This window comes from Brevibacterium sp. CS2, from assembly GCF_005280295.1.
Lineage (GTDB): Bacteria > Actinomycetota > Actinomycetes > Actinomycetales > Brevibacteriaceae > Brevibacterium > Brevibacterium pityocampae.
Genome location: NZ_CP040020.1, coordinates 158,440 through 183,195 on the forward strand (window position 1 = coordinate 158,440; position 24,756 = coordinate 183,195).

At 71.1% G+C, this 24,756-nt stretch carries 22 protein-coding genes and 1 riboswitch; of the genes, 8 read left to right on the plus strand and 14 right to left on the minus strand.

Annotated elements, in window-relative coordinates:
* The 6 genes from FDF13_RS00765 to FDF13_RS00790 all read right to left on the minus strand — a co-directional run bounded on the left by FDF13_RS00765 (position 1) and on the right by FDF13_RS00790 (position 6,805).
* The gene (locus tag FDF13_RS00765; protein WP_137318023.1) at positions 1 to 1,647 is read right to left on the minus strand and encodes a uroporphyrinogen-III synthase; all 1,647 of its coding nucleotides are present in this window, start codon (positions 1,645 to 1,647) and stop codon (positions 1 to 3) included.
* Positions 1,640 to 4,138, minus strand: coding sequence for a glutamyl-tRNA reductase (gene hemA / locus FDF13_RS15510; protein WP_137318024.1), 2,499 nt, complete (start codon positions 4,136 to 4,138; stop codon positions 1,640 to 1,642). The genes FDF13_RS00765 and hemA overlap by 8 nt, the downstream gene beginning before the upstream one ends.
* Positions 4,135 to 4,854 (minus strand): redox-sensing transcriptional repressor Rex, encoded by a 720-nt coding sequence (locus FDF13_RS00775; RefSeq protein ID WP_137318025.1) that lies wholly within the window; start codon positions 4,852 to 4,854, stop codon positions 4,135 to 4,137. The genes hemA and FDF13_RS00775 overlap by 4 nt, the downstream gene beginning before the upstream one ends.
* A gap of 79 nt (positions 4,855 to 4,933) precedes the next feature.
* A complete protein-coding gene (locus FDF13_RS00780; RefSeq protein WP_137318026.1) occupies positions 4,934 to 5,191 on the minus strand; it encodes a glutaredoxin family protein in 258 nt (85 codons plus the stop codon).
* A gap of 90 nt (positions 5,192 to 5,281) precedes the next feature.
* Positions 5,282 to 5,380 (minus strand): AURKAIP1/COX24 domain-containing protein, encoded by a 99-nt coding sequence (locus FDF13_RS00785; protein ID WP_003792170.1) that lies wholly within the window; start codon positions 5,378 to 5,380, stop codon positions 5,282 to 5,284.
* A 222-nt stretch (positions 5,381 to 5,602) separates the two neighbouring features.
* The gene (locus tag FDF13_RS00790; RefSeq protein ID WP_137318027.1) at positions 5,603 to 6,805 is read right to left on the minus strand and encodes an acetoin utilization protein AcuC; all 1,203 of its coding nucleotides are present in this window, start codon (positions 6,803 to 6,805) and stop codon (positions 5,603 to 5,605) included.
* 340 nt (positions 6,806 to 7,145) lie between these two features.
* Between FDF13_RS00790 and dctP the strand changes: the two genes are divergently transcribed.
* The 4 genes from dctP (at position 7,146) to FDF13_RS00810 (ending at position 11,920) form a co-directional block, all read left to right on the plus strand.
* Complete coding sequence (dctP, locus tag FDF13_RS00795) at positions 7,146 to 8,420, plus strand: TRAP transporter substrate-binding protein DctP (protein WP_137318028.1); 1,275 nt, start codon at positions 7,146 to 7,148, stop codon at positions 8,418 to 8,420.
* A 131-nt stretch (positions 8,421 to 8,551) separates the two neighbouring features.
* Positions 8,552 to 9,955: a TrkH family potassium uptake protein gene (locus FDF13_RS00800; RefSeq protein WP_254668845.1), complete on the plus strand. Its 1,404-nt coding sequence runs from the start codon at positions 8,552 to 8,554 to the stop codon at positions 9,953 to 9,955.
* Complete coding sequence (locus FDF13_RS00805) at positions 9,948 to 10,643, plus strand: TrkA family potassium uptake protein (protein WP_175406789.1); 696 nt, start codon at positions 9,948 to 9,950, stop codon at positions 10,641 to 10,643. Before FDF13_RS00800 ends, FDF13_RS00805 begins: the two co-directional genes overlap by 8 nt.
* Before the next feature lie 344 nt (positions 10,644 to 10,987).
* On the plus strand, positions 10,988 to 11,920 hold the full coding sequence (locus FDF13_RS00810; RefSeq protein WP_137318029.1) for a hypothetical protein: 933 nt from the start codon (positions 10,988 to 10,990) through the stop codon (positions 11,918 to 11,920).
* A 175-nt stretch (positions 11,921 to 12,095) separates the two neighbouring features.
* Here FDF13_RS00810 and proC read toward each other — a convergent pair whose 3' ends face one another.
* The 8 genes from proC to FDF13_RS00850 form a co-directional block, all read right to left on the minus strand.
* On the minus strand, positions 12,096 to 12,911 hold the full coding sequence (gene proC / locus FDF13_RS00815) for a pyrroline-5-carboxylate reductase (protein ID WP_137318030.1): 816 nt from the start codon (positions 12,909 to 12,911) through the stop codon (positions 12,096 to 12,098).
* Complete coding sequence (locus FDF13_RS00820) at positions 12,908 to 13,882, minus strand: sugar phosphate isomerase/epimerase (protein WP_137318031.1); 975 nt, start codon at positions 13,880 to 13,882, stop codon at positions 12,908 to 12,910. The genes proC and FDF13_RS00820 overlap by 4 nt, the downstream gene beginning before the upstream one ends.
* Positions 13,883 to 14,030: 148 nt before the next feature.
* Positions 14,031 to 15,011 (minus strand): Ppx/GppA phosphatase family protein, encoded by a 981-nt coding sequence (locus FDF13_RS00825; RefSeq protein WP_137318032.1) that lies wholly within the window; start codon positions 15,009 to 15,011, stop codon positions 14,031 to 14,033.
* 199 nt (positions 15,012 to 15,210) lie between these two features.
* The gene (locus FDF13_RS00830; RefSeq protein WP_137318033.1) at positions 15,211 to 15,681 is read right to left on the minus strand and encodes a DUF3592 domain-containing protein; all 471 of its coding nucleotides are present in this window, start codon (positions 15,679 to 15,681) and stop codon (positions 15,211 to 15,213) included.
* A gap of 303 nt (positions 15,682 to 15,984) precedes the next feature.
* Positions 15,985 to 16,755, minus strand: coding sequence for an enoyl-CoA hydratase/isomerase family protein (locus FDF13_RS00835; RefSeq protein WP_247618266.1), 771 nt, complete (start codon positions 16,753 to 16,755; stop codon positions 15,985 to 15,987).
* A 5-nt stretch (positions 16,756 to 16,760) separates the two neighbouring features.
* Positions 16,761 to 17,885 (minus strand): bifunctional 2-methylcitrate synthase/citrate synthase, encoded by a 1,125-nt coding sequence (locus FDF13_RS00840; protein ID WP_137318034.1) that lies wholly within the window; start codon positions 17,883 to 17,885, stop codon positions 16,761 to 16,763.
* On the minus strand, positions 17,882 to 18,787 hold the full coding sequence (gene prpB / locus FDF13_RS00845; protein WP_137318035.1) for a methylisocitrate lyase: 906 nt from the start codon (positions 18,785 to 18,787) through the stop codon (positions 17,882 to 17,884). Before prpB ends, FDF13_RS00840 begins: the two co-directional genes overlap by 4 nt.
* 1 nt (position 18,788) lies before the next feature.
* Complete coding sequence (locus tag FDF13_RS00850) at positions 18,789 to 20,285, minus strand: MmgE/PrpD family protein (RefSeq protein WP_137318036.1); 1,497 nt, start codon at positions 20,283 to 20,285, stop codon at positions 18,789 to 18,791.
* A gap of 224 nt (positions 20,286 to 20,509) precedes the next feature.
* Between FDF13_RS00850 and FDF13_RS00855 the strand changes: the two genes are divergently transcribed.
* From FDF13_RS00855 to FDF13_RS00870, 4 genes are all read left to right on the plus strand, one after another.
* A complete protein-coding gene (locus FDF13_RS00855; protein ID WP_137318037.1) occupies positions 20,510 to 21,055 on the plus strand; it encodes a DUF4916 domain-containing protein in 546 nt (181 codons plus the stop codon).
* Positions 21,056 to 21,391: 336 nt separating this feature from the next.
* Positions 21,392 to 21,496, plus strand: a riboswitch (TPP riboswitch).
* A 28-nt stretch (positions 21,497 to 21,524) separates the two neighbouring features.
* The gene (locus tag FDF13_RS00860) at positions 21,525 to 22,250 is read left to right on the plus strand and encodes an ECF transporter S component (RefSeq protein WP_137318038.1); all 726 of its coding nucleotides are present in this window, start codon (positions 21,525 to 21,527) and stop codon (positions 22,248 to 22,250) included.
* An 8-nt stretch (positions 22,251 to 22,258) separates the two neighbouring features.
* A complete protein-coding gene (locus tag FDF13_RS00865; RefSeq protein ID WP_137318039.1) occupies positions 22,259 to 23,794 on the plus strand; it encodes an ABC transporter ATP-binding protein in 1,536 nt (511 codons plus the stop codon).
* Complete coding sequence (locus FDF13_RS00870; RefSeq protein ID WP_137318040.1) at positions 23,791 to 24,570, plus strand: energy-coupling factor transporter transmembrane protein EcfT; 780 nt, start codon at positions 23,791 to 23,793, stop codon at positions 24,568 to 24,570. The genes FDF13_RS00865 and FDF13_RS00870 overlap by 4 nt, the downstream gene beginning before the upstream one ends.
* Positions 24,571 to 24,756: the final 186 nt, after the last annotated feature.

Sequence of the window (24,756 nt, forward strand, 5' to 3'; positions counted from 1 at the left end):
TCACTTCTTCTTCCGAGCGGTGCGGCGTCGCTGCGAGGGGCGCTGCGGGGTGCGGTTGGCGGCGCTGTCGGCGGCCCGCAGCGACCGGGCGTGGTCGACGAGTCCGGCGATGAGGGAGCCGAGGTGCGCCTCGGCGGCGATGACGTCGACCGTCAGTCCGTGGTCCTCCGCGGTCTGCGCGGTGGCCGGGCCGATGCACGCGACGACGGTCGAGGGGTGCGGCTTGCCCGCGATCCCCACGAGGTTGCGCACGGTGGACGAGGAGGTGAAGAGGACGGCGTCGAAGTCGCCGCGCTTGATGCTCTCGCGGATGGGCGCCGGGGGCGGGGCGGCGCGCACGGTGCGGTAGGCGGTGACGTCGTCGACGTCCCAGCCGGCCTCGCGCAGTCCGTCGACGAGCACTTCGGTGGCGATGTCGGCGCGCGGCAGCAGCACCCGGTTGATGGGGTCGGCGGAGTCCTCGAACTCCGGCCAGTCCTCGAGCAGGCCGCGGGCCGACCACTCCTCACTCGGCACGAGGTCCGGTGCCACGCCCCAGTCGAGCAGCGCCTGGGCGGTGGGTCCGCCGACCGCGGCGACCTTGACGCCGGCGAGGCAGCGGGTGTCGAGGCCGAACTGCTCGAGCCAGTCGCGCACCGCGCGCACGGCGTTGACTGAGGTGAAGCCCACCCACTGGTAGTCGCCGGTGACGAGGGCGCGGATCGCCTTCTCCATCTGGTTGGGGGTGCGCGGCGGCTGGATCGCGATCGTCGGCACGATCGTGCCGACGGCGCCGTGCTCGGTGAGCAGCTCCGCGGTCGAGGCGCCCTGCTCGCGGGTGCGCGGGATGAGCACCTGCCAGCCGAACAGCGGCTTCGACTCGAACCAGGACAGGTCGGTGCGCTGCTCGATGCCCTGGCCCATGAGCATGACGACCGGCTCGCTCGCGGCGGCCTCGTCGAGCAGCCGGGCGGCGGCCGTCGACATCGTCGCCTCGATCGTGACCTGGTGGACGGTGGAGATCTGGGTGGCGAGCAGCACCGGGGTGGACTCCGGCCAGCCATCGGACAGCAGCGCGGTCAGGGCCTCGATCATCTGCTCGACGGTGCCGCTGATGACGTGGCCGGTGTTGCGGTGCTTGGAGACGTCGGTGTGGGTCTGCGAGCCGGCCTCGACGAAGCGCACGGAGCGCACCCGGTTGGTGGTGATCGGGGTGCCGGTGTAGGCCGACATGGACGAGCTCGTGCCGACGCCGGGGACGATCTCGAACTCGACTTCGTTGCGGCGGCAGGCGGCGGCCTCGTCCGTGGTGGTGGAGAACAGGATGCCGTCGTGCGGGACGAGGCGCACGACGGTGCCGTGCTCGCGGGCGAGCTCGGCGAGCCGGCGGCCGCGGGTCGAGGCGGCCTGGCCGAGCTCCTCGGCGTCGACGAGCGGCACCTCGGTGTCGACGAAGGCCTCGACGATCTCGTCGAGCACGCCCGGGTCGCGGACGACGAGCGCGGCGCGCTCGAGCAGCTCCGCACCCTTGTAGGTCATGAGACCGGGGTCGCCGGGGCCCACGCCGAGGAAGTAGACGAGCGGGCGGGGCTCTCCGCCGTGCAGGGCGGAGAGCGCGGCGGCCGCGGCCGTCGGCGCATTCGTCTGTGCGTTCTTCAGCTCAGTCATCGGTGCCGTCCCGGGTGTCTCCGGCGGCGCCGACGCTCGCCGGGGTGCGCGGATCGACGTGCTCGGACGGCGCGTTGGTGCCGGCCGAGCCGCCGATCGTGATGCCGAGTGCGGAGAGCATCTCATCGGCGGTGTCGGCGCCCAGCGAGCGGGCGGCATGGCGCACCTCGGCGCGGGTGACCTCGGCGCTGCGGCGGGGCAGGCTCGCCATCCGGCTGACGCGCTGGAGGCGGCCGGCGTCGTCGGCCATGACCCCGGTGATGCTCAGCGAGTGGCCGTCGATCTGCGCGAGCGCGCCGATCGGGGCGGAGCAGCCGGCCTCGGCGCGGGACAGCACGGCGCGCTCGCACATCACCGCGAGCGCGGTCGCCTCGTCGTGGATCGAATCGAGGGCGCGGCGCACCTCGGCGTCGAACTCGCCGAGGTCGGAGTCGACCGAGCGGCACTCGATCGCGAGCGCGCCCTGGCCGGGGGCCGGGAGCATGACGGAGGAATCGATGACGTCGGTGACCTCGGCGAGCCGGCCGAGCCGGCGGATGCCCGCGGCGGCGAGCACGACGCCGTCGATCCGGCCCTCGGTGACGTGGCGGATGCGGGTGTCGACGTTGCCGCGCACCCCGCGCACCTCGATGTCGGGGCGGGCGGCGCGCAGCTGGGCGGCCCGGCGCGGCGAGCCGGTGCCGACGATCGACCCGGCGGGCAGCTCGGACAGAGCGAGTCCGTCGCGGGCGATGAGGACGTCGGAGGGGTCGACGCGCGGCGGCACCGCGGCGAGCTCGATGCCCGGCGCCGGCGCTGTCGGCAGATCCTTGAGCGAGTGCACGGCGACGTCGATCTTGCCGGTGAGGAGCGCGGTGCGGACGGCGGACACGAACACCCCGGTGCCGCCCATCTGGGCGAGCGGGTTCATGTTGACGTCGCCCTCGGTGACGACCTCGACGATCTCCACCCGCCAGCCGGTCTGCGCGGCGATCTGCTGGGCGATCGCAGTGGACTGGGAGCGGGCGAGCATCGACCGGCGGGTACCGAGCCGCAGGGTGCGCCCGGTGGGCTTGGCCGGTTCGATGACGTCAAGCGTGTGGTCGGCGACGGGGCGCAGGCCGTCGGCGGGGATGTAGTGGTTGTTCCGCGCGGTCACCGGAGGCACGCCGGGGGCGCTGACGGCGACCTTCGAGCGGTCGATGCCGTCGGCCTTGGGCTTGGCGGAGAGGTCGAACAGGGTGGTGAGCGCCGCGGCGTAGTCGACCTCGGAGTCGCCGGCGGAGAGCTCCTTGACCTTGACGGTGGGCGTGTGGATGATCTTGTCCACCGCGCGGGCCATCGCCTTGCGGATCTCCGCAAGCGCCCTCTCGTCGACCTTCCCGGCGAGCTTCTTCTCCAGGCGCGCGTACTCGGAGTCGACGGTCGCCTCGGCCTGGGAGCGCAGCGCGCTCACCGTCGGGGCGATGCGGCGGGCCTCGCGGTGGGCGGCGAGGCTCTCCATCTCGGTGCGGATGATTCCGCGCACCTCGGTGATGACGGACACGACGTCGGAGTCGGTGCGGTGGCCGGTGTCGGCGAACATCGCGGACAGGTCCTCGAGGCCGAGCAGGCGGATGTGCGGGAGCTCCTCGACGTCGGGGGCGATGTCGTGGGGCAGCGCGAGGTCGATGAGGAACTTGTTGGGCTGGGCGTCGAGGTCCTGCTGCATGCCGGCGATGATCTGGTCCTGGCCGAGCACGGTGCCGCGGGAGCCGGTGACGGACACGACGAGGTCCGCATCGGCGATCTCGCGGGCGAGGGACTCCTCGTCGAGGGTGATCGCACGGCCGCCCACGGGGGCGACGAGCCGTTCGGCGCGCTCGAGCGTCCGGTTGACCACGGTGATGCGTGCGACCCCGGCGCGGTGGAGGGTGGCGACGGTGAGCCCGGACATCGCACCGGCCCCGACGACGAGCGCGTTCGCCTGCTCGAGCGGGCCGATGTGGGGCACCGCAGCGGCGAGCGCGGTGTCGAGGAGCGACTGGGACACGCTGTCGAGGGCGGTCTCGGAGTGGGCGCGCTTGCCGACGCGCAGCGCTTCCTGGAGGGCGCGGGACAGGTCGCCGGTGAGCGCCCCGGACTCCTGCGCGGAGGTGAACGACTGGCGGAGCTGGCCGAGGATCTGCGCCTCGCCGAGCGCCATCGAGTCGAGGCCGGCGGCGAGGGTGAGGAGGTGCTCCATCGCCTTGGTGTCGAAGTACACGTAGACGTGGTGGGCGAGCTCGTCCCAGGGCAGTCCGACCGCCTCGACGAGCGCGGAGCCGAGGTCGGCGAGACCGCCGTGGAAGGCCTCGACATCGGCGATGAGCTCGAGCCGGTTGCACGTGGCGAGAACGGTCGCCCCGCCGACGTACTTCCCCTCCCGGGCACGGCCGAGGAGGGCGTCGACCCCCGTCGCATCGAGGGCCAGCGCGTCGAGGACCGACATGGGCGCGGACCGGTGGGAGATTCCCAGGACGAGAAGGGTCACTGCTGCTGCTCCGTTGTGTCTGCTGGTGCGTCGGTGTCTGTGCGTGCTCCGGCCGGGTCGGTGTCCGGCGCGGCCGAGTCGGCGTCCGGGGACTCCACGGAGGTGTAGTAGGCCAGCACCTGGAGCTCGGTGGCGAGGTCGACGTGCCGGACGCTGACCTCGGAGGGGACGGTGAGGACGACGGGGGCGAAGCTCATGAGCCCGCGCACCCCGGCGTCCACCGCGGCATCCGCGGCGGCCTGGGCGGAGGAGGCGGGGACGGCGATGACGATGAGCTCGATGCGCTCGGCGGCGACGACGCGGTGGATCTCGGCGACCGGGGCGACGGCGACGCCGCCGACGGTCGTGCCGATGACCGCGGGGTCGATGTCGAAGACGCCGTGGAGGGCGAAGCCTCGGTCGGGGATACCGGCGTAGTCGGCGAGGGCGGAGCCCAGGCGGCCGGCGCCGATGATGCCGATCCGGCGCGTCCGGTCGACGCCGAGGAACTCGCGGATGGTGGCGGCGAGCGCCGCGCAGTCGTAGCCGACACCGCGCCGTCCGGCGGACTCGAGGTGGCTGAGGTCGCGGCGCAGGATCGCGGACCGGACGCCGCACATTCCGGCGAGCTCCTCGCTCGACACGGTGGGGACGCGCTCCGAGATGAGCGCCTCGAGTGCCTGGAGGTAGCCGGGCAGCCGACCCACCACCGGGGCGGGGACAGCGCGCGCGGGCATGCCGGGCCGGGATGCCGACCGGGGCACCGTATCCACCACCGAGCTCACTCCTGTTCCATGTGGTCGCCGGCGGCCGTGGTCATGGCCGGCGGGCGATGAGCGCGTCGATCGCGCGGGCGAGCCGCTGCGGATCGACGCGGTAGAAGCTGTGCTGCCGGCCGTCGAGGAGGACCACCGGCACGTCCCAGCCGTACTTGTCGCGGAGATCGGCGTCGGTGTCGACGTCGACCTCGGTGAGCGTGACGTCGCGGGAGGCGATCGCGGTCTGCACGTTCTCCCGCGCCGTCTCGCACAGATGGCAGTCCCGGCGGGTGAGGAACGTCAGCTCGACGCTCATGCTCTGCTCCCTCGACGGCGCTGGGCCCGGACGGCAGTACGAAGCCCCGCCGGCGTCTCCGACGGGGGCCCGAAACCGCGGACCAGCGGCTTACTTCTTGTTGCGGCGCTGGTGGCGGGTCTTGCGGAGAAGCTTGCGGTGCTTCTTCTTGGCCATACGCTTGCGACGCTTCTTGATGACAGAACCCACAGTGTTTCCTCACGGAGTCGAAATCCAGGTGAACACGCAGTGCGCACCTGCTGAACTGAACCGCTCGATTCTATCGCTTCCCGGGGGAGAACCCCAAGTTCCCCGTCCCGGTGAGACGCACCCCACGCGGCGGGCGGGGCGCTCGGTGCGCCCCGAGCGGTGGGACAGGGGCGCCTCGGCGGCGGGGTGCGGCGGAGCAGCGGGGCGGCTCGGCTGCGGGCGTCAGTCGTAGTAGGCGTCGAGGCCGTAGAAGGGGAAGATGTTCTTCCGCGTCGACATCACCGTGCGGTCGAGGTCGGACTCGGGGTCGAACCCCCCGGCCCAGGAGGCGAACATCCCGTCGTGGCCGTCGGTCATGACCTCCGGCGGGGTGACCCCGGCGATCGCGGTGACGTAGTCCTTCCAGCGCTCGGGCAGGGCGGTCGAGGGGACGATGTCGGCCCCGGCGGCGATCGCGACGAGGTTGACCCAGGCGCGCGGGACGACGTCGACGAGCGCGTACCCGCCGCCGCCGGTCGCGAGCCACCTGCCCTCGGCGTAGTCGTCGGCGAGGTCGCGCACCCATTCGGCGGCGCGGCGCATCGCATCGACGCTGAGCCGCAGGTGGGTGAGCGGGTCGAGGCGGTGACCGTCGCAGCCGTGCTGGGAGATCAGCACCTGCGGGCGGAACTCGCGGAGCACGGCGGGCACGACGGAGTCGATCGCGCGCAGCCAGTCGGCGTCGTCGGTGCGCGGGGGCAGGGCGACGTTGACCGCCGAGGCGGAGGCGGAGAGCCCGCCGATGTCGTTGGCGAAGCCGGTGCCCGGGAACAGGAAGCGGCCGTTCTCGTGGAGCGAGATCGTCAACACGCGGGGGTCGTCCCAGTAGAAGTTCTCCACCCCGTCGCCATGGTGGGCGTCGAGGTCGAGGTAGGCGATGCGCTCATAGCCCTCGGCGAGGAAGTGGTCGATCGCGCCGGCGAGGTCGTTGTAGACGCAGAAGCCGGCGGCGCGGCCCGGCATCGCATGGTGCATGCCGCCGCAGAAGTTCACTGCGCGCTCGTAGTTCCCGCCGGTGATCGCGCGAGCGGCTTCGACGCTGCCCTGGAAGATGCGGCCGGAGGCCTCGTGGATCTTCTCGAAGCGGGGCACGTCCTCGGTGCCGACGCCGTACTTCTGCGCGGTCGCCTCGTCGATCGAGCTCGAGCGCTCCGCGTCCTTGACCGCGTCGACGAACTCCTGCGAGTGGAGGCGGAGCAGGGTGGGCTCGTCGACCTCGGGGACGCCGGAGATGTGGACGCGGGCGTTGTCGAAGAGTCTGAAATCGGTGGCGAGCTTGGCCGTGAGGTCGAGGCGCAGCGGGTTCATCGGGTGCTCGGGCCCGAAATTGTACTCCGTGAAGGAGTCGTCCCAGATGACGAAAACGTCGGTCTCGCGCCTGCTCATTCCCCCACTGTAGCGCCGAATGCGAGCCGGGTCACTGTCGGTACCGGGTGGCGGCCGGTGTCGGTTCACAGTGGTGGCCGGTGTGGGTTCGGGGCAGTGGCCGGTGTCGGTTCGGGGGTGCGGGAGAGGTGGGACGGGGGTGATGCGGGGCGTCGGTCCGGCCGACGCGGGCGCTCCCCGGAACCGGGGCGGCACCCGGGCACCGCGGTGCGATGCCGCTGCCGGAGCGGGCAGGAAGTCCATGCCGTCGCTCCGTCTTCAAACCCAACCGAATGTTTAGTAGTCTTCAGTCACCCCCTGATCCACCCGATCCACTCCGACGACAAAGGTGTCCTCACGCATGAAGACCAGAACCCTTCCTCTCCTCGCACTCGCCTCCTCGAGCGCACTCGTTCTCAGCGGCTGCGCGGGCTCCGCCGGCAGCGGCGGAGGCGCAGGCTCCGGCGGGGGCGAGGGATTCGAGTACGGCGCCTCGCAGGAGGAGGTCGACGCCGCGATCGCCGACCTCGAACCGGTGACGCTCAAGTACCAGCCGCCGGCAGCTTCGCAGAACTCGGTGATGGCTCCGGCCGCGCTCGGGTACAAGGAGTACATCGAGGAGCGCTCGGGCGGCAAGATCGAGATCGAGATCATCTGGGGCCAGGCCATCGCCGGGTACGCGGAGGTCGACGATGCGCTGGCCGACGGCCGCCTCGACCTCGCCTACGATCTGCCGATCTACAACCCGAGCGACTACCCGTCGTTCGACGCCGCGGCGAAGTCCTTCTCCGGCGTGCCGATCTCGCCGATGACCGGTGAGATGGTGATGACCGCGGTCTCGGCGGACATCGGCTGGAGCTCGGAATCGCTGCTCGAGGAGTACGAGGCGCAGGGCGTCACTCCCCTGACCCCGATCGTGTCCTCGGGCGGCTACTACGCCGTGTGCGCCGAACCGGGCTCGCAGCCCGACGACTGGAAGGGCCGGCAGATCCGCGTCGCGAGCACCTCGCATCACGGCGTCGCCAACGCCCTCGGCGCCTCGCCGGTGTCGATGGAATACGTCGAGGTCTTCGAGGCGCTCCAACGCGGCACCGTGGACTGCACCTTCGCACAGCTGCTCCCCTCGGCGGAATCGGGGATCCTCGAGGTCGCCCCGAACATCTCCTACAGCACGGACGAGGCGAGCATGTCCTCGCGCGCGGTCGGCGCCGAGCTCGCCGGGTCGAGCTTCGCGAACCTCCCGCTGGCCTACCAGCAGATCATCTTCGACGCGGCGGCCACCTCGTACTCCGGCTTCGTCGGGATCACGGCCGACGGCAATGCGGAGAGCGTGCGCCAGGCCAAGGAGGCCGGCGGTGAGATCGCGGTCTTCGACCCGGCGACCGAGGAGCTCATCAAGGAGGAGAACGCCCGGCAGCGCCAGGAGGTCGTGGACGGCGGCATCCTCGGCGAGGACATCGACGCCCGGGTCAGCGAGTCGATCGAGACCTGGAGCGGCGCGGTCGAGGAGCTCGGCTTCGAGGACGGCGGCTCATTCGAGGAGATGGACGAGTGGTGGGAGAGCGGCGAGGCCGACATGGCCCCGATGGCCGAGCGCGTGTTCGAGGAGACCGCACTCCCCCACCGCCCGCAGTGATCGGGAGGTGACCGCCGGGCGGACACGTGCCCGTTGACCGTCCGCACGAACCGCCGACGCCCACCCGGAGCGCCATCGCTCCTGGTGGGCGTCGGCACTGTCTACACTGTCCCTATGAATGGACTGTCCCCGTGAACGGTCGCCGGCCGGCCTCCCCGTTCCGCGACCGGGTGCTCTCCCCCGGCCGGCGCCTCCGCGACTTCATCGACGAGGTCGCCGACGCCTCGCCCGCGCGCCTGGCGATGGTGTCGTTCCTCGGGGCGATCGCGATCTTCACCGCGCTCCTCTGCCTGCCGGTCGCCCATCGGAACCCCGAGGACTTCAGCTTCGCCGTCAGCCTGTTCGTCGCGGTCTCGGCGGTCTGCGTCACCGGCCTCTCCCCCGTGGTGACCGAGGAATACTGGTCGGATTTCGGCATCGGCGTCATCACCGCGGCCATCCAGGTGGGCGGCCTCGGCATCCTCACCCTCGCCTCGGTGCTCGGCATGGCCGTGTCGAAGAAGCTCGGGGTGCGGCAGCGCCTCATCGCCGCCCAGGCGACGAACACCTTCCAGATCGGCCAGGTCGGCACCCTGCTGCGCACCGTGGTCTCGACGATCCTCATCGCCGAGGTCATCGTCGCCGGCCTCCTCCTGCCGTCGTTCCTCGGCAAGGGCGAGTCGATCGGCACCGCGATCTGGCACTCGGTGTTCTACGCGATCTCCTCGTTCAACAACGCCGGCTTCACCGTCCACCCCGGCGGGATGGAGCACTTCACGAACGACCCGTGGTTCCTCTCGGTGATCATGGTCTCGGTGTTCGTTGGCTCGCTCGGCTTCCCCGTCGTCCTCATGATCACCATCGCGTGGAACCGGCCGCGGTCGTGGGACCTCCACACCAAGCTCACGCTCGCGACCTCGGCGATCCTCGTGTTCATCGGCTTCGTCATGCTCCTCTTCTTCGAGGCCTCGAACCCCCGTACCCTCGGCGCCGAGGGCCCGGGCCACACCGCCCTCGAGGTACTCTTCATGGCGGTCATGCCGCGCTCGGGCGGGTTCGCGACGATGGAGATCGCGGACATGAATCAGACGAGCCATCTGCTCCTCGACGTGCTCATGTTCATCGGCGGCGGCTCCTCGTCGACGGCCGGGGGCATCAAGGTCACCACGCTCGCGGTGCTCGCCCTCGCCGCGCTGTCCGAGGCCCGCGGCCTCCAGGAGGTCACCGCGTTCCATCGCCGGATCGACCCGCCGGTCATCAAGGTCGCGATCTCGGTGACGCTCGCCGGCAGCGCGCTCGTGTTCGCCGGCACCCTCGCGATGCTCCACTTCACCCGGATGCCGCTCGACCTCGTGCTGTTCGAGGTGATCTCCGCCTTCGGCACGTGCGGCCTGAGCTCGGGGGTCACCGCCGAGGCACCGGACTCCGGCCTCTACGTGCTCAGCGTGCTCATGTTCCTCGGGCGGCTCGGTACGATTACGCTTGCCGCAGCGCTGTCGCAGCAGAACACGCGCCGGTTGTTCCGCTATCCGGAAGAGAGGCCGATCATTGGCTAGGAAGTCCCGCGCCGACCGCGCGTCAGCGATCGAGTCGAGCGCCTCGATCCTCGTCATCGGGCTCGGACGGTTCGGCGGAGCGACGGCGGAGAACCTCATGAAGCTCGGCCGCGAGGTCATGGCGATCGAGAAGAACCCCGAGGCCGTGCAGGAGTGGTCGGGCCGCCTCACCCACGTCGTCGAGGCCGATTCGACGAACATCGAGGCGCTGCGGCAGATCGGCGCCGGGGAGTTCAGCACCGCGGTCGTGGGGATCGGCACCTCGATCGAGGCGAGCGTGCTCACCACCGCGAACCTCGTCGACCTCGGGATCGACCAGGTGTGGGCGAAGGCGATGTCGAACTCGCACGGCAAGATCCTGCGACGGATCGGCGCCGAGCACGTCCTCTACCCGGAGTCCGAGGCGGGCGCCCGCGTGGCGCACCTCGTGTCGTCCCGGATGCTCGACTTCATCGAGTTCGACGACGGGCACTTCGCCGTCGTCAAGATGCGCCCGCCCAAGGAGGTCCAGGGGTTCACCCTGGCCGAGGCGGGGATCCGCGACACGTACGGCGTCACCGTGGTGGGCATCAAGAGCCCCGGCCGCGACTTCACCTATGCCGAGCCCTCGAGCCGGGTGGGCAGCCAGGACGTGCTCATCGTCGCCGGGCACGTCGAGCTCCTCGGCCGCTTCGCCGGCCGCCCCTGAGGGCTGAAGCGCCCCAGGAACCGAATCCCTCGAGCACACGTCCCCTCTTCCCCGTCGACCTGCCACTTGTGCACGACGATCCCATCGACCTGCCAGTTGTGCACGACAATCGGCCCGGGAATCGAGCATTGCTGACAGATCGATGACCGGTTCGAGCAGAAGCGGCAGGTCGATGACGCACCTGGTGGTCTGAGACTCGGGGCGCACGTCGGCCGACCGATGCGAGTGTCGGCTGTGGATACCGGGGTGACCGGTGCGAGAGCCAGGCTGTGGATCGTCGGTCGCTGTCCACACCTCGGCCGCGCCCCGTGCGCCACGGGTTCGATCCGCACAGCATGAACGCCATGTCCGCCTCACCGAAGCGCATCGAACTGCCGGCACTGTTCTGCTCCGCCGACCGCGCCGAGCACGGCCTGTCCCGCTATCAGCCGACGCGCTCACGCGGCGCCACGCGCATCCACCGCGGGGTCTACGAGGATGCCGGCCGCACCCGCGTCGTCATCGCTCCCCGGTGGGCGGATCCGACATGGATCGAGGTGCAGCAGCGGCTCGCCGCCCTGCAGACCGTTCGCCCGGACGCCGTGGGATCCCACACGACTGCAGCGCTCCTCCTCGGTCTCCCGACCCCCTATCGGGCCGATGCGCTTCTCCACGTCACGGTCCCCTTCGGCACCCGCCCCGTCCGCCGACCCGGGGTCGTCGGGCACGCGAGCCGGCATCTGGACCCGCGCGGGCACTGCGGCGTGCGGATCAACCGCGGGGATCTGGTGATCCACGAACTCGCCGGACACCTGCGCATCGGCGATCTCATCGCAGTCTTCGACGCGCTGCTCGGCACCTGGCAGGACACCCCGGATCTCACTGCGGAGGAACTCCGCGACCTCCTCACCGGACGTGTCCACTACCGGGGCCGGCGCACTGCGCTCGAGGCCCTGACGAGAGCGCGCGCCGGTGTCCGGTCTCCGGGAGAGACGCGGACACGGCTCGCGATCGTCGCTGCGGGGCTGCCCGAGCCCGAGGTGGCACCCGCAGTGCGGCTGCCGAGTCTCCCCACCGCGATCCACCCGGACATGGCATATGTCGGTCCGCGGATCGCGATCGAGTACGAAGGCCCCCAGCACCGGCTCGACGAATCGCAGTGGGATCGTGACATCGAGCGCTACGGCGCGCTCGTCCGGCACGAATGGATCGTCATCCGGATCACGCGGCGCACCTCGGCGGCGCGGTTCTGCCGGGAGATCCGGGAGGCCCTCGAACTGCGTGCAGTCCCGGTGTGAGGTGCCCTGGAACAGGTCATGCTCCGGTACGCCGACCAGCCACCTGTGCATCATCGACCTGGCACATGCGCTCGATGATCGAGCCCTCCGGCGAGCACACATGGCAGGTCGACGGAGGGTTCGAGCACACGCGTCAGGTGGATGGGTTACCGGCGCCGCGGCCGCAGCCGTGCGATCAGTCGCCGGATTCCATCTCCCGGGCCCGGGCGGAGGCAGCGCGGGCGGCGCGCTCGACGATCGCTGAGAAGTCGTCGGCGGCGAACGAGGTGATCGCGGCGTGCGTGGTGCCGCCCTTGCTCGTCACCGCGGTGCGCAGCTTCCGGGGATCCGGGGTGTCCTCGAGCAGGCGGCCGGCCCCGCTGGCGGTGCCGACGACGATCCGCCGCGCCATGTCCGGGCTCATCCCCTGGGCGATGCCGGCCGCGACGAGCTCCTCGGCGAGGAGGAAGAAGTACGCCACGCCGGAACCGGACAGCCCGATCATCGTCTGCAGCTCGTCCTCGGTCATCGGCACGACGTCACCGGCCCCGGCGAGCAGTTCCGACACCTCGGTCACGGCGTCCTCCGGGACGTCTGCGGTGGCGGCGAGCGCGATGACCCCGTGGCCGATCCCGCTCGGCGTGTTCGGCATGACCCGGATGACCGGCGCGCCGCCGGACCCCTCGGCGAGCTGCGCGAGCGACACCCCGGCGGCCATGGACACGAGGATCGTGCCCGGGCGCAGGGCGTCGGTGATCTCGGCGAGCGTGTCGGCCATGAGCCAGGGCTTGACCCCGAGGAACACGTAGTCGGCCTCGGCCGCCGCACCGCGGTTGGCCTCCGCGTCGTCCTCGACCGCGGTGGTCCGCACCCCGAGCTCGTCGTGGAGCCGCCGGGCGGACTCGCGGGACTGCGTGGTGGCGATGATCGATGCCGGATCGGTGTCCCCGCGGAGCACGCCGGCGAGCAGCGCCCCGCCCATGGATCCGGTGCCGATGAATGCGATGGTCATGCGTTCTCCTCGTCTGCGGTCACGGCCGATCCCCCCGACTCGGCTCGCGCCTGAGCGGCATCGAGTCCCAGGTGCTTGCGGGCGAACGCGAGGGATTCGGCGAGCATCTCCTCGCGCGTGGACTTCTTGCGGGCGAACCGGGTGTTGACCTCGACGATGACGTCGCCGGACCAGTTGTGCTTGGCGAGGTGCTGGAGGGTCTCCGCGACGGGCATCGTGCCGCGGCCGGGCACCAGGTGCTCGTCCTTGAGGGAGCCGGCGCCGTCGGTGAGGTGGACGTGGGCGAGGCGGTCGATGATGCCGGCGACGGTCTCGAGCGCGTTCATCCCGGCCGTCGCGGCGTGGGAGAAGTCGAAGGTCATCGCGTCGTAGTCCTCGTCGAGCGGATTCCAGTCCGGGTAGTAGACGAGCACCTCGCGCACGCCGGCGCGCCACGGGTACATGTTCTCCACCGCGAGGATCATCCCGGTCTCCTTCGACAGCTCCCGCACGCCGGGCACGAACCCCTTGGCGTACTCGCCCTGCCAGCGGAACGGCGGGTGGACGACGACGGAGCGCGCGCCCACCTCCTTCGCCATCTCGCAGGTCCGGCGCAGCTTGACCCAGTGGTCCTTGTCGAGGACGCGCGGCATGAAGAGCAGGGTGGGGGCGTGGAGCGACATCACCGGCAGCCCGGTCTGCGCGGTGAGGCCGCGCATGAGGTCGACGTCCTGGGTCTCGGCGTTGTTCGTGATCATCACCTCGACGCCGTCGTAGCCCAGGCGCTGGGCGGTGCCGAACACCTCGGTCACCGTCATCGGGTAGACGGAGGAGGTCGAGAGGCCCACCCGGATCGGGTGGTCGGAGACGTGGGTGCGGTCGTGCTCGTAGACCGGGTTCCGCGCGAGCTGCTCACGGTGCTGGCGCGAGTCGGCGCGCGCCGAGTTCTTCTTGGTCAGCACCTTGCGGGGGGATCGCTTCTTCGCACTCACGGCACCGAGTCTAGCCCCCGGACCGGCCGGCGCAGGGCTCGGGCGGAGCACGGGGGTGCAGGCAGTCGTCAGCGCCCGGTCCCGCCCGCCGGGGCACGCGGGCGACTCCGTGATGCGGACCGCGCCCGCGCCTCGGCGACGGTCGGGTTCAGTCGGTGAGGACCTCGGTCGCGGGGACGCCCGGGAGCGAGATCTCCTCCGAGGTGTCGAGCAGATCGAGCTTGCGCATGATGATGCCCTCGCGCAGCGCCCACGGCGAGATGTGCATCTCCTCGATCCCGAAGATCGTGAATGCCGCCTCGGCGACGATCGCCCCGGCGAGCACCTGGCCGCCGCGGGCCAGGGAGACGCCCGGCAGCTCGGCCCGCTCCTTGGGGCTGCGGCTCGCGAGCGCCTCGATGATGTCGGGCAGGTCCGCGCGGCGCAGCATCCGCGGCGCGTAGATGCCCTCGCTGCTCGCCGCCGCCCCGCCGATCCGGGCGAGCGAGCGGAACGTCTTCGAGGAGCCGACGACCTTCTCCGGCCGGCCCACCCGGTTGATCTCGCCGGCCACGCGGCCGATCGTGTGGCGGGCGTGCCGGCGCAGGGCGTCGATGTCGTCAGCGCTCGGAGTGTCTGCGGACAGGAAGCGCGAGTGCATGCGGCCGGCGCCCAGCGGCACGGACAGCGCTGCGTCGGGGTACTCGTCCATGCCGGCGGCGATCTCGAGGGAGCCGCCGCCGATGTCGAGGAGCTGGATGCTGCCGGCCGACCAGCCGAACCAGCGGCGGACGGCGAGGAAGGTGATGCGTGCCTCCTCCTCGCCGCTCATGACGTTGAGGGTGATCCCCGACTCCTCGCGGATCCGGGCGATCGTCTCCTCGCCGTTGGGGGCGCCGCGGATCGCCGAGGTGGCGAAGGCGAGGATCTGCTCGGAGCCCTGCTCCTCGGCGACGGTGATCGCCTCGCGGCAGAACTCGACGAGTCGGTTCTGGCCGTAGCCGGAGATCGAGCCGTCGTCCTTGAGGTGCTCGGCGAGGCGGAGGACCTCCTTGTGGGAGGTCGCGGGCAGGGGTGGGGCTCCCACCCGGGCGTCGACCACGAGGAGGTGGACGCTGTTGGATCCGATGTCGAGGACTGCGAGGCGCACGAGGTCAGTCTACTGGCAGGGTGCGGGGACGCGGACCGCGGACTGGCATGCGGTCGGGAGCGGGAGCGGGAGCGGGGGCGGGAGCGCGGGCGGGACGGGGGGCATGGGCGCGCCTCGTGCTCGTACTGCGGAGTATCCGAATCGAGGCGCGCAATTGAGCGTCGGCTTTCGGATACCGCGCAGTTCGGAGCATCCGGGTTCAGCGGCTGCGCCGGAGGAGCTCCTTGAGGAGGTGGACAAGGCCGGCGATGACGAACCCGGCGGTGAAGAGGAGGATGATGAACGGGATTACGATCTCGTTGCGCTTGTCCGCATGCCATGCGTCGGCGGGATCGTCGGGGTGGTAGTGGACGATGGCAGGGTCCCCCACGGTCGCCGGCCGACCCTGGTCATCCCCGCGGATCGTGTGACGGGTGCCGGACTCGTCGGTGAACTCGATGGTCGGTCGATGCACGGTGCGCGGCGGGCCGACGCTGTCGTGCACCCGGCGCTCCTCGCTCGCGGTGATCGTGCCGGTGGTTTCGACGGCGCCCACTTCCCGCGCGCTGAGCGCGGCGAAGGTGATCGCGGCGGCAATGAGCGTGAGCGCGGCGGCGATGCCGTAGAACGCGAGGATAAGGCCGACGCTCGTCCCGCGGCGGCGGGCCTCGGTCGGAGGGCGTCGCATCATGGGCTCAGTCTACGGATGGTCAATGGGGAGCGGGACACCGAGGCACAGGTCGCCGAGGCGCGGGTCGCCAGACCGAAGCTGCGCCCGGCCGAAGCTGCGCCGAACTGCGGAGTATCCGAATCGAGGCGCGCAATTGCGCGTCGGAATTCGGATACCGCGCAGTTCGGCGAGTCTGCAGCGATGCAGTGCGGTACGCACCGCGCACGCGCCCCTCACGGCGATCTGACCTTGCGAACTCTGGCGGATCCGCTCTCAGGAACCTTCGAAAATTGACGTCCGGAATGGTCTTGCGGGATCCCGGCTTCAGGAGCGCCAGTCGTGGCGGGCGAAGGTGAACTCGGGGGGCTGCTTGGCGAAGAAGCCCTCCTGTCCGCGGACGATCTCGCTCGCATACGCCTCGGCCAGCCATCCGCCGGCTGCGGGATCCGGGTCCTCGCCGCGCAGGATCCGCTTGGCCCCGGTCTGGCTCAGCGCGGAGCGGCCGGCGATCGTCGCCGCCATCTCCCGTGCCGTATCGAGCGGGGTGTCGCTCACCCGATGGATGAACCCGAGGTTGAGCGCCTGGTCGAAATCGATGATCTCCGCCGTGAGCAGGAAGTACGTCGCCCAGGCATCCCCGATGATCCCGGCGAGCCGCCGAGTGGGTCCGGGCGGGTAGACGAGTCCGAGCTTCGCGGCGGTGACCCCGTAGATCGTTCCGGGTGCCGCGATCCGGACGTCGCAGGCCGCGGCGAGCTCGGTGCCGCCGCCCACGCAGTTGCCCTCGATCGCGGCGATCGTCGGGACATCCACGGCGGCGAGCGCCTCCTCGGCCTCGGCGTTTGCCGCCCAGAAGTCCGCCAGAGGCACATCGAGATCCCCGATGTCGGACCCGGCGGAGAAGTGCCCGCCGGCCCCGGTGAGGATGAGCACCTCGATCCCGGGGTCGGCGTCGATCGCGGCCATGATGTCCGGCAGCGCCAGCCACATCTCGCGCGAGAGCGCATTGCGCTTGGCCGGGCGGGACAGGACGAGGGTCCCGACCCCACCGGAGACGGTGAGATCGAAACCCTCGACCAGTGCGTGATCGTTCACGCTGCTCAGTCCGACTTCGTCGGGACCGAGCGCTGCTCCTCGCCGTCGTAGGCCGACAGCGGGCGGATCAGCGCATTGGAGGCCTGTTGCTCCATGATGTGCGCCGTCCAGCCGGTGATGCGGGCCATGACGAAGATCGGCGTGAACTGCGGGGTGTCGAAGCCCATGAGGTGGTAGGCCGGGCCCGACGGGTAGTCGAGGTTCGGGTAGATCCCCTTGCGCCCGACGAAGTCCTCCTCGAAGGCGTTGTACAGGTCGAGGAGATCGGTCGCGCCCTTGGCCTCGACCATGTCCTCGAAGGCCTTGCGCATGGTGGGCACGCGCGAGTCGCCGTTCTTGTAGACGCGGTGGCCGAAACCCATGATCTTCTCTTTGTTCTCGAGCGCCTTGTCGATCCACGCCGAGGCATTGTCGGCGGTGCCGACCTCCTCGAGCATCGCCATGACGGCCTCGTTGGCACCGCCGTGCAGCGGTCCCTTGAGGGCGCCGATCGCACCGGCGACCGCGGAGTACATGTCCGAGGTCGTCGAGGTGATGACGCGGGCGGTGAACGTCGAGGCGTTGAAGGAGTGCTCGGCGTAGAGGATCATCGACACGTCGAAGCAGCGCACGACCTCCTCGGCCGGCACCTCGTCGAAGACCATCTTGAAGAAGTTGGCCGCGTAGCCGAGGTCCTCGGTCGGTGCGACCGGGTCGAGGCCGTGGCGACGGCGGTGGTCGACGGCGACGATCGTCGGCAGCTGGGCGTACATCCGCTCGGCCTTGGCGAGGTTCGCCTCCGGCCCCTCGACATCGGCCTCCGGGTCCACGGCGCCGAGGTAGGCCGCCGCGGTCTGCACGACGTGCATCGGGTGGCAGTCGGTGGGCAGGGAGAGGATGAGATCGATGAGCTTCTGGTCGATCGCGCGCTGGCCGCGCTCCCGGGCGGTGAACTCCGCGAGCTGCTCGGGCGTCGGCAGCTCGCCGTGCCAGATGAGGTACGCGACCTCCTCGAACGAGCAGTTCGCGGCGAGCTCCTGCACGGGGTAGCCGCGGTAGGTCAGCGAGTTGGTCTCCTGCACGACCTTGGAGACCTTCGTCGTGTCGACGACGACGCCGGCGAGGCCCTTCTTGATGTCCTGATCGGTCACTGGTGACCCTCCTGAGAGAAGTTGAAGACGGCGGCGTCGAAGTCGTTGTACGCCGCGTAGTCGATGGTTTCGTAGAGGTCGGCCCGGGTCTGCATGCCGTCGAGCAGCGTCACCTGGGTGCCGGTGTCGCGGATCGTCTGCAGTCCGGACTTGATCGCGCCCATCGCCAGGCGCAGCGTGGTGACCGGGTAGATCACCAGGCGCACGCCGGTGTCGGCGAGCTGCTCGGTGGTGAACAGCTCGCTCTTGCCGAACTCGGTCATGTTCGCCAGGATCGGCACGTCGACGGCCTGCGCGAAGGTCTCGAACTCGCCGAGGTCGCGCATCGCCTCGGGGAAGATCATGTCCGCCCCGGCATCGATGTAGGCCTTGGCCCGGTCGATCGCGGCGTCGAGGCCCTCGCCGGCGCGGGAGTCGGTGCGGGCGCAGATGACGAAGTTCTCATCCCGCCGACCCTTGACGGCCGCGGAGATCCGCTTGACCATCTCCGCGGTGCCCACGACCTCCTTGCCGTCGAGGTGGCCGCACCGCTTGGGGTTGACCTGGTCCTCGAGGTGCATGCCGGCCAGGCCGGCGTCCTCGAACTCCTGCACGGTGCGCGCGACGTTCATCGCCTCGCCCCAGCCGGTGTCCGCGTCGATGAACGTCGGCAGGTTCGTCACCCGGGAGATCGCCCGGCCGTGGTCGGCGACCTCGGTGAGCGTGGTCAGGCCGATGTCGGGCAGCCCCTGCGCCGCGGAGAACGCGCCGCCGGAGATGTAGATGCCCTCGAAGCCGATCTGCTCGATGATCTGGGCGTTGATCGGGTTGATCGCACCCGGGAACTGGACGATCTCACTGCCGGCGAGCAGTTCGCGGAACCGCCTGCGCCGGTCGGCGGGTGTGGTGGTGGCTCCGAGCATCTCAGAAGATTCCCTTCGATCCGGTGTGCTCGAGGCCGTCGACCGCGAAGCTCAGCTGCGCGACGTCGTCGGCGCCGAGGTTCTCGAGGTTCTGGGCGAGGTCGAGGAACCGGTCCTGCTCGACGTCGGACACGATGCCGTCGGCCAGGGTGCGGAACTTCTCGACGTAGTTCGCCCGGGCGAACGGACGCGCACCGTGCGGGTGGGCGTCGGCGACGGCGATCTGGTCCTCGATCACGGAGCCGTCCTCCATCTCGACGACCACACGACCGCCGAAGGCGATCTCGTCCGGGTCGGTCGAGTGGTAGCGGCGGGTCCACTCGGGATCCTCGGTGGTGACGATCTTGCGCCACAGCTCGACGGTCTCCGGGCGGCCGGCGCGCTCGGGGGCGTAGGACTTCTCGTGGTGCCAGCCCTGGTCCTCCATCGCGACGGCGAAGATGTACATGATCGAGTGGTCGAGGGTCTCGCGCGAGGCCTTCGGGTCCATCTTCTGCGGGTCGTTCGCCCCGGTGCCGATGACGTTGTGGGTGTGGTGCGAGGTGTGGATGGTGATCTTGCGGATCTTCGACTTGTCCTCGATCTGCGCTCCCATCCGGCGGGCGAGGTCGATGAGCGCCTGCGCCTGGTACTCCGCGGAGTGCTCCTTGGTGTAGGTGTCGAGGATCGCGCGCTTGGCCTCGCCCCGGCCCGGCAGCGGCACGGTGTAGCGGGCCTCGGGCCCGGACAGGATCCAGGCGATGAAGCCGTCCTCGCCCTCGTAGATCGGGCTCGGGGCGCCTTCGCCGCGCATCGCCCGGTCGACGGCCTCGACGGCCATCTTGCCGGCGAACGCTGGGGCGTGGGCCTTCCAGGTCGAGATCTCGCCCTTGCGGGACTGGCGGGTGGCGGTGGTGACGTGGAGCGCCTGCTGGATGGCCTGGAAGGTCACCTCGGTGGGCAGGTGGAGGAGCGCGCCGATGCCGGCCGCGGCGGACGGGCCGAGGTGCGCGACGTGGTCGATCTTGTGCTCGTGGAGGCAGATGCCCTTGGCGAGGTCGACCTGGATCTCGTAGCCGGTGGCGATGCCGTTGATGAGGTCCTTGCCGCCGATGCCCGCGTGCTGGGCGACGGCGAGGATCGGCGGGATGTTGTCGCCGGGGTGCGAGTACTCCTTGGCGAGGAAGGTGTCGTGGAAGTCGAGCTCGCGCACGGCCACGCCGTTGGCCCATGCGGCCCACTCCGGTGAAACGCGCTCGCTCAGCTGCAGGCCGAAGACCGGGGCACCGGGCTTCGTCGGGTGAGTCTGCGCCTGCTCGCGCGCGTGGGTGGGGGCACCGCGCCGAACCGAGGCGGCCGCGACGGAGGCGTTGTCGATGATGCGGTTGATGACCATGTCGGTGACGTCTGCGTCGACCGCGACCGGGTCAGAGGCGACCTCGGCGATCTTCCAGGCCAGCTGCTCTTCGCGCGGCAGGTCCTCGGAGCTCTTGTAGGTCCGGACTTCGTGATTGATCATGGAGATTCTCCTCGTGTCGACGTCGACCGCGGACAGGGCGGGCGCGGGTGTTCGGCGAGCGGCCGTCCCTTCCACTCTATGCCCTGGGTGCAGGCGGGTGTGCTCCGGGCAACAATGTATCTCGATATCAAGATACTTGGTGCGCGGGCGACTCGGCAACCCCGCCGGGGCCCAGGGGAACCGCCTTCCTTCCCCGCGGCGGTCGCGTGTGACAGCATGAAACCATGACGCGCACCGCACTCGACTACGACGACAACTGGCTCGAACCGGACGAGCTCGCGAGCATCCGCCGCCGCATGCCGATCACCTATGTCAACGCGGTGCCGGTGCAGCTCGGCGACCACGGTCAGGTGACGAAGGTGGGCCTGCTGCTGCGCACGCTCGAGGACGACGGCTCGCTGGGCCGGGAGATCGTCGGCGGCCGGGTGCGCTACCACGAGCCGCTCCGCTCGGCGCTCGTGCGCCATGTGGAGAAGGACCTCGGCCCGCTCGCGCTGCCGCAGATCCCCCCGGCGCTGACCCCGTTCCACGTCGCGGAGTACTTCCCCACGCAGATGGGGCCCTCGCCCTATCAGGACCCGCGCCAGCACGCGGTCGCCCTGTGCTACATCCTGCCGGTGCAGGGCGAGTGCTCCCCGCGCCGCGATGCGCTCAGCCTCGACTGGCTGACCCCGGCCGAGGCGATCCGCGAGGACGTCGTCGCAGAGATGTGCCACGGCCAGGAGCACATCGTGCGCGCCGCCCTGGCCCACCTCGGCATCCTGCCCTGAGGCTCTGAGGCGCCGGGGTCTGAAGGTCTGGTGGCCTGTTGACTGATGGCCCGGTGGCCTGGTGGCCTGGCGGCCTGAGGTCGTGAGGTCCTGAGGGCTATTGGTCCGTCGGCTGATGGCCTGGCACAAGGGTCCCGGCGCCCTCGTGCGCAGCCCGCCCCGTCGAACTGCGCGGTATCCGAAATCGAGCGCGCAATTGCGCGTCAGGTTCCGGATACCGCGCAGTTCGTCCACGGGTCCTCTCGTCCACGCGTCCATGGGTCCACTCGTGCATGGGCTTTCTCGTCCATGGGTCCGCGCACGGACTGCGGGTGCTGCGTCCCTGCGCTATGCTCGTCCTCACGACAGGGGAGCGCCACCAGGGCGCTGAGAGTGCGAGCATCGCAGACCCTCGAACCTGACGCGGTTCATACCGCCGGAGGAAGTCGAGTCTCTTCATCCCCTCCTGCCATTCACAGGAGGATCCACCATGGCACCTTCATCGTCATTCCCCGAACCCGCGGACCGGGTTCCCGCGGAGACTGCTCCCGCGGACACTGCTCCCGCGGACACGGCTCCGTCCCCGGCCTCGAACGCAGACGCGCATTCGCCCACCCCTGAACCGGACCCCGCACCGCCGAGCCGTCTGCGCTGGCGGGTCGTCGACATCGTCGTCGCCTCGGTGCTCGGCGTCGCGGTGGGCGTCGTGTTCTGGGTGTGGTCGACGGCCTGGTCGACGCTCTCGCTGCCGTTCCTCGCCTTCCCGCCCGCCGCGGGCCTGCTCACCGGCGTGTGGGTGCTCGCCGGTCCGCTCGGCGCGATGATCATCCGCCGGCCCGGCGCCGCACTCTACTGCGAGATCCTCGCCGCCGCCGTGTCCGCCGTGCTCGGCACCCAGTGGGGCATGCAGGTCCTCATCTCCGGCGCGCTCCAGGGCCTCGGCGCCGAGCTCGTCGTCCTCCTCCTGCTCTACCGCCGCTTCGGACCGGTCGTCACCCTGCTCTCCGGACTCGGGGCCGGACTGTTCCTGGGCCTCGGCGAGAACCTCATGTACAACACCGAATGGCAGCCGGCCTGGCAGCTCGTCTACCTCGCCGCGGCCGGCGTCTCCGGGCTCGTGCTCGCCGGGGGCGGCACCCTGCTGGCTGTCCGGGCGCTGCGCCGCACCGGGGTGCTCGCCCCGCTCGCCTCCGGCCGCACCGCCGCCGAGGTGTGAGCCGGCCGATGCGCACCACCGGCCGCCCGGCCCCGGCAGTGAGCACCTCCCGGGGGCCTGCGGTCATCACCGCCCGCGGCTACGGCTGGCGGCACGCCGGCCGGAAGGCGCCCGCGCTCGCCGACATCGACCTCGCCGTGCCCGCCGGTCAGCGGGTGCTCCTCGTCGGCGCCTCGGGCTCGGGGAAGTCGACGCTCCTCCACGCGCTCACCGGGGTGCTGCCGGCCGACTCCGGGCACCACACCGGGGAGCTGCTCGTCGACGGCCGTCGCCCCGATCCGGCGCGCGGCCGCTCCGGGCTCGTCCTCCAGGACCCCGAATCCCAGGTGATCCTCGCCCGGGCCGGGGACGACGCGGCCTTCGGGATGGAGAACCTCGGGGTCGACCCCGCGGACATCTGGCCGCGCGTCGACGCCGCGCTGCGCACCGTCGGCCTCGGTCCGGGCGGAGGGACCGTTGCCGAGGCGCGGGCCCGGCTCACCCGCACCCTGTCCGGCGGGCAGAAGCAGCGCCTCGCGCTCGCCGGGGTGCTCGCGATGGAACCGGGGCTCATCGCACTCGACGAGCCGACGGCGAACATCGACCCCGCCTCGGCCCCGGTGCTGCGCGATGCCGCGCTCCGCGCGCAGGCGGTCACCGGGGCCACCCTCCTCGTCGTCGACCATCGCGTGGACCTGTGGTGCGATCACGTCGACCGCGTCGTCGTCCTCGACCGGTCGCGGATCGTCGCCGATGGCACCCCGGACCTCCTCACCGACCCCGGGCTCCGCGACCTGCTGCGCACCGCAGGCGTCCGCATCCCCGGCACTCCCCCGCCACCGGCACGACGGCCCGCCGCCGGAGGGGAGGCGCTGCTCACCGCCCGCGACCTGGCCGTCACCCGTCCCGGCCGGCGGGAACCCGTCGCAGGCGGCATCGACCTCACGCTCTGCGCCGGCACGGCGACCGCGCTCGTCGGGCCGAACGGAGCGGGGAAGTCGACGACCGCGCTCACCCTCGGCGGGCTGCTGCGCCCGGCGGCCGGCGCGGTCTGGGCGACCGACGCGCTGCTCCGCACCCACCGGCCGGTCCCCCGCCGCAGGGAACCGGCCGCGTGGCGCTCGCGCGAGCTCGTCACCCGCATCGGCTCGGTGTTCCAGGAGCCCGAGCACCAGTTCCTCACCGACTCGGTCGCCTCCGAGCTCGCCTTCGGACTCCACCGGGCCAGGCTCCCCGAGGCGCGGATCCGGGACCGGGTCGAGGAGCTGCTCGGCGTGCTGCGCCTCGCGCACCTCGCCCGCGCCCACCCCCACACCCTGTCCGGTGGGGAGAAGCGGCGGCTGTCCGTAGCGTGCATGCTCGCCTGCTCCCCACCCCTGCTCGTCCTCGATGAGCCGACGTTCGGGCAGGATGCCGCGACCTGGGAGGGGCTGCGCCTGCTGCTCACCGCGGAGCTCGACCGCGGGACCGGGATCCTCCTCGTGTCCCACGACGAGCCGTTCATCGCAGCGCTCGGGGCGCACGAGCACCCCGTCGGGGCGCGCACGGCGGTGGGCGCGGCATGAGCACACGCGTGCCCCGGGCCACGCCGCTCGTGCGCTGCAACCCGGTGACCAAGCTCGCGGCCGGGTTCATCCTCATGTTCGCCGTCCTGCTCAGCGTCGACGTCGTGTCCGCTGGGGTGCTCCTCCTGCTCGAGCTCGCGCTCCTGCCGCTCGCCGGCCTGCCGTGGCGCACCGTCGTGGGCCGGACGTGGTTCCTCCCGATCATCGCGCTCACCGGCGGCTGGAGCACTGCGCTGTTGGCGGAGAAGACCGGGGCGACCGTCGTCGACCTCGGTCCGGTGCTCCTCACCGCGGACTCGCTCACGGCCGGGGCGGCGATCGGCCTGCGCACCATGGCGCTCGCGCTGCCGGCGGTCGTGCTCCTCGCCACGATCGACCCCACGGATCTGGCCGACGGGCTCATCCAGAAGCTTCGCGTGTCGGAGCGCTTCGCGCTCGCGGCGCTCGCGGCCGGGCGGCTCGTCTCCCTGTGGATCGCGGAGTGGCAGGTGCTGCGGATGGCGCGGCGGGCGCGCGGGGTCGGCGGTTCCGGGCCGCTGTCCCACCTGGGCGCGTTCTTCCCGGTGATGTTCGCCCTCCTGGTCCAGGCGATCCGTCGCGGCACCCGCCTGGCGATGGCGATGGAGGGGCGCGCGTTCGGGGCCCCGGGCCGCACCTGGGCCAGGACCTCGCGCTTCGCCGCGCGCGACCTCGGGCTCCTCGCCGGGGCACTGCTCATGGCCGCGACCGCCGTGGGCGCGGCGATCGCGACGGGCTCCTGGAACCTCATCGTGTGAGATGCGCCCGGGGCGCGGGGGCGTGGGGGGCGCGGGCGGTGAGGCGCGGCTGACCGAACTGCGGAGTATCCGAAAGCAGGCGCGCAATTGCGCGTCGCGCTCTGGATACTCCGCAGTTCGACAGTGAGGGCGCGCGAGTGAGCGGCCAGGTGAGGGCGCGGGTCCCCGGGTGGCGGGCGCGGTCGC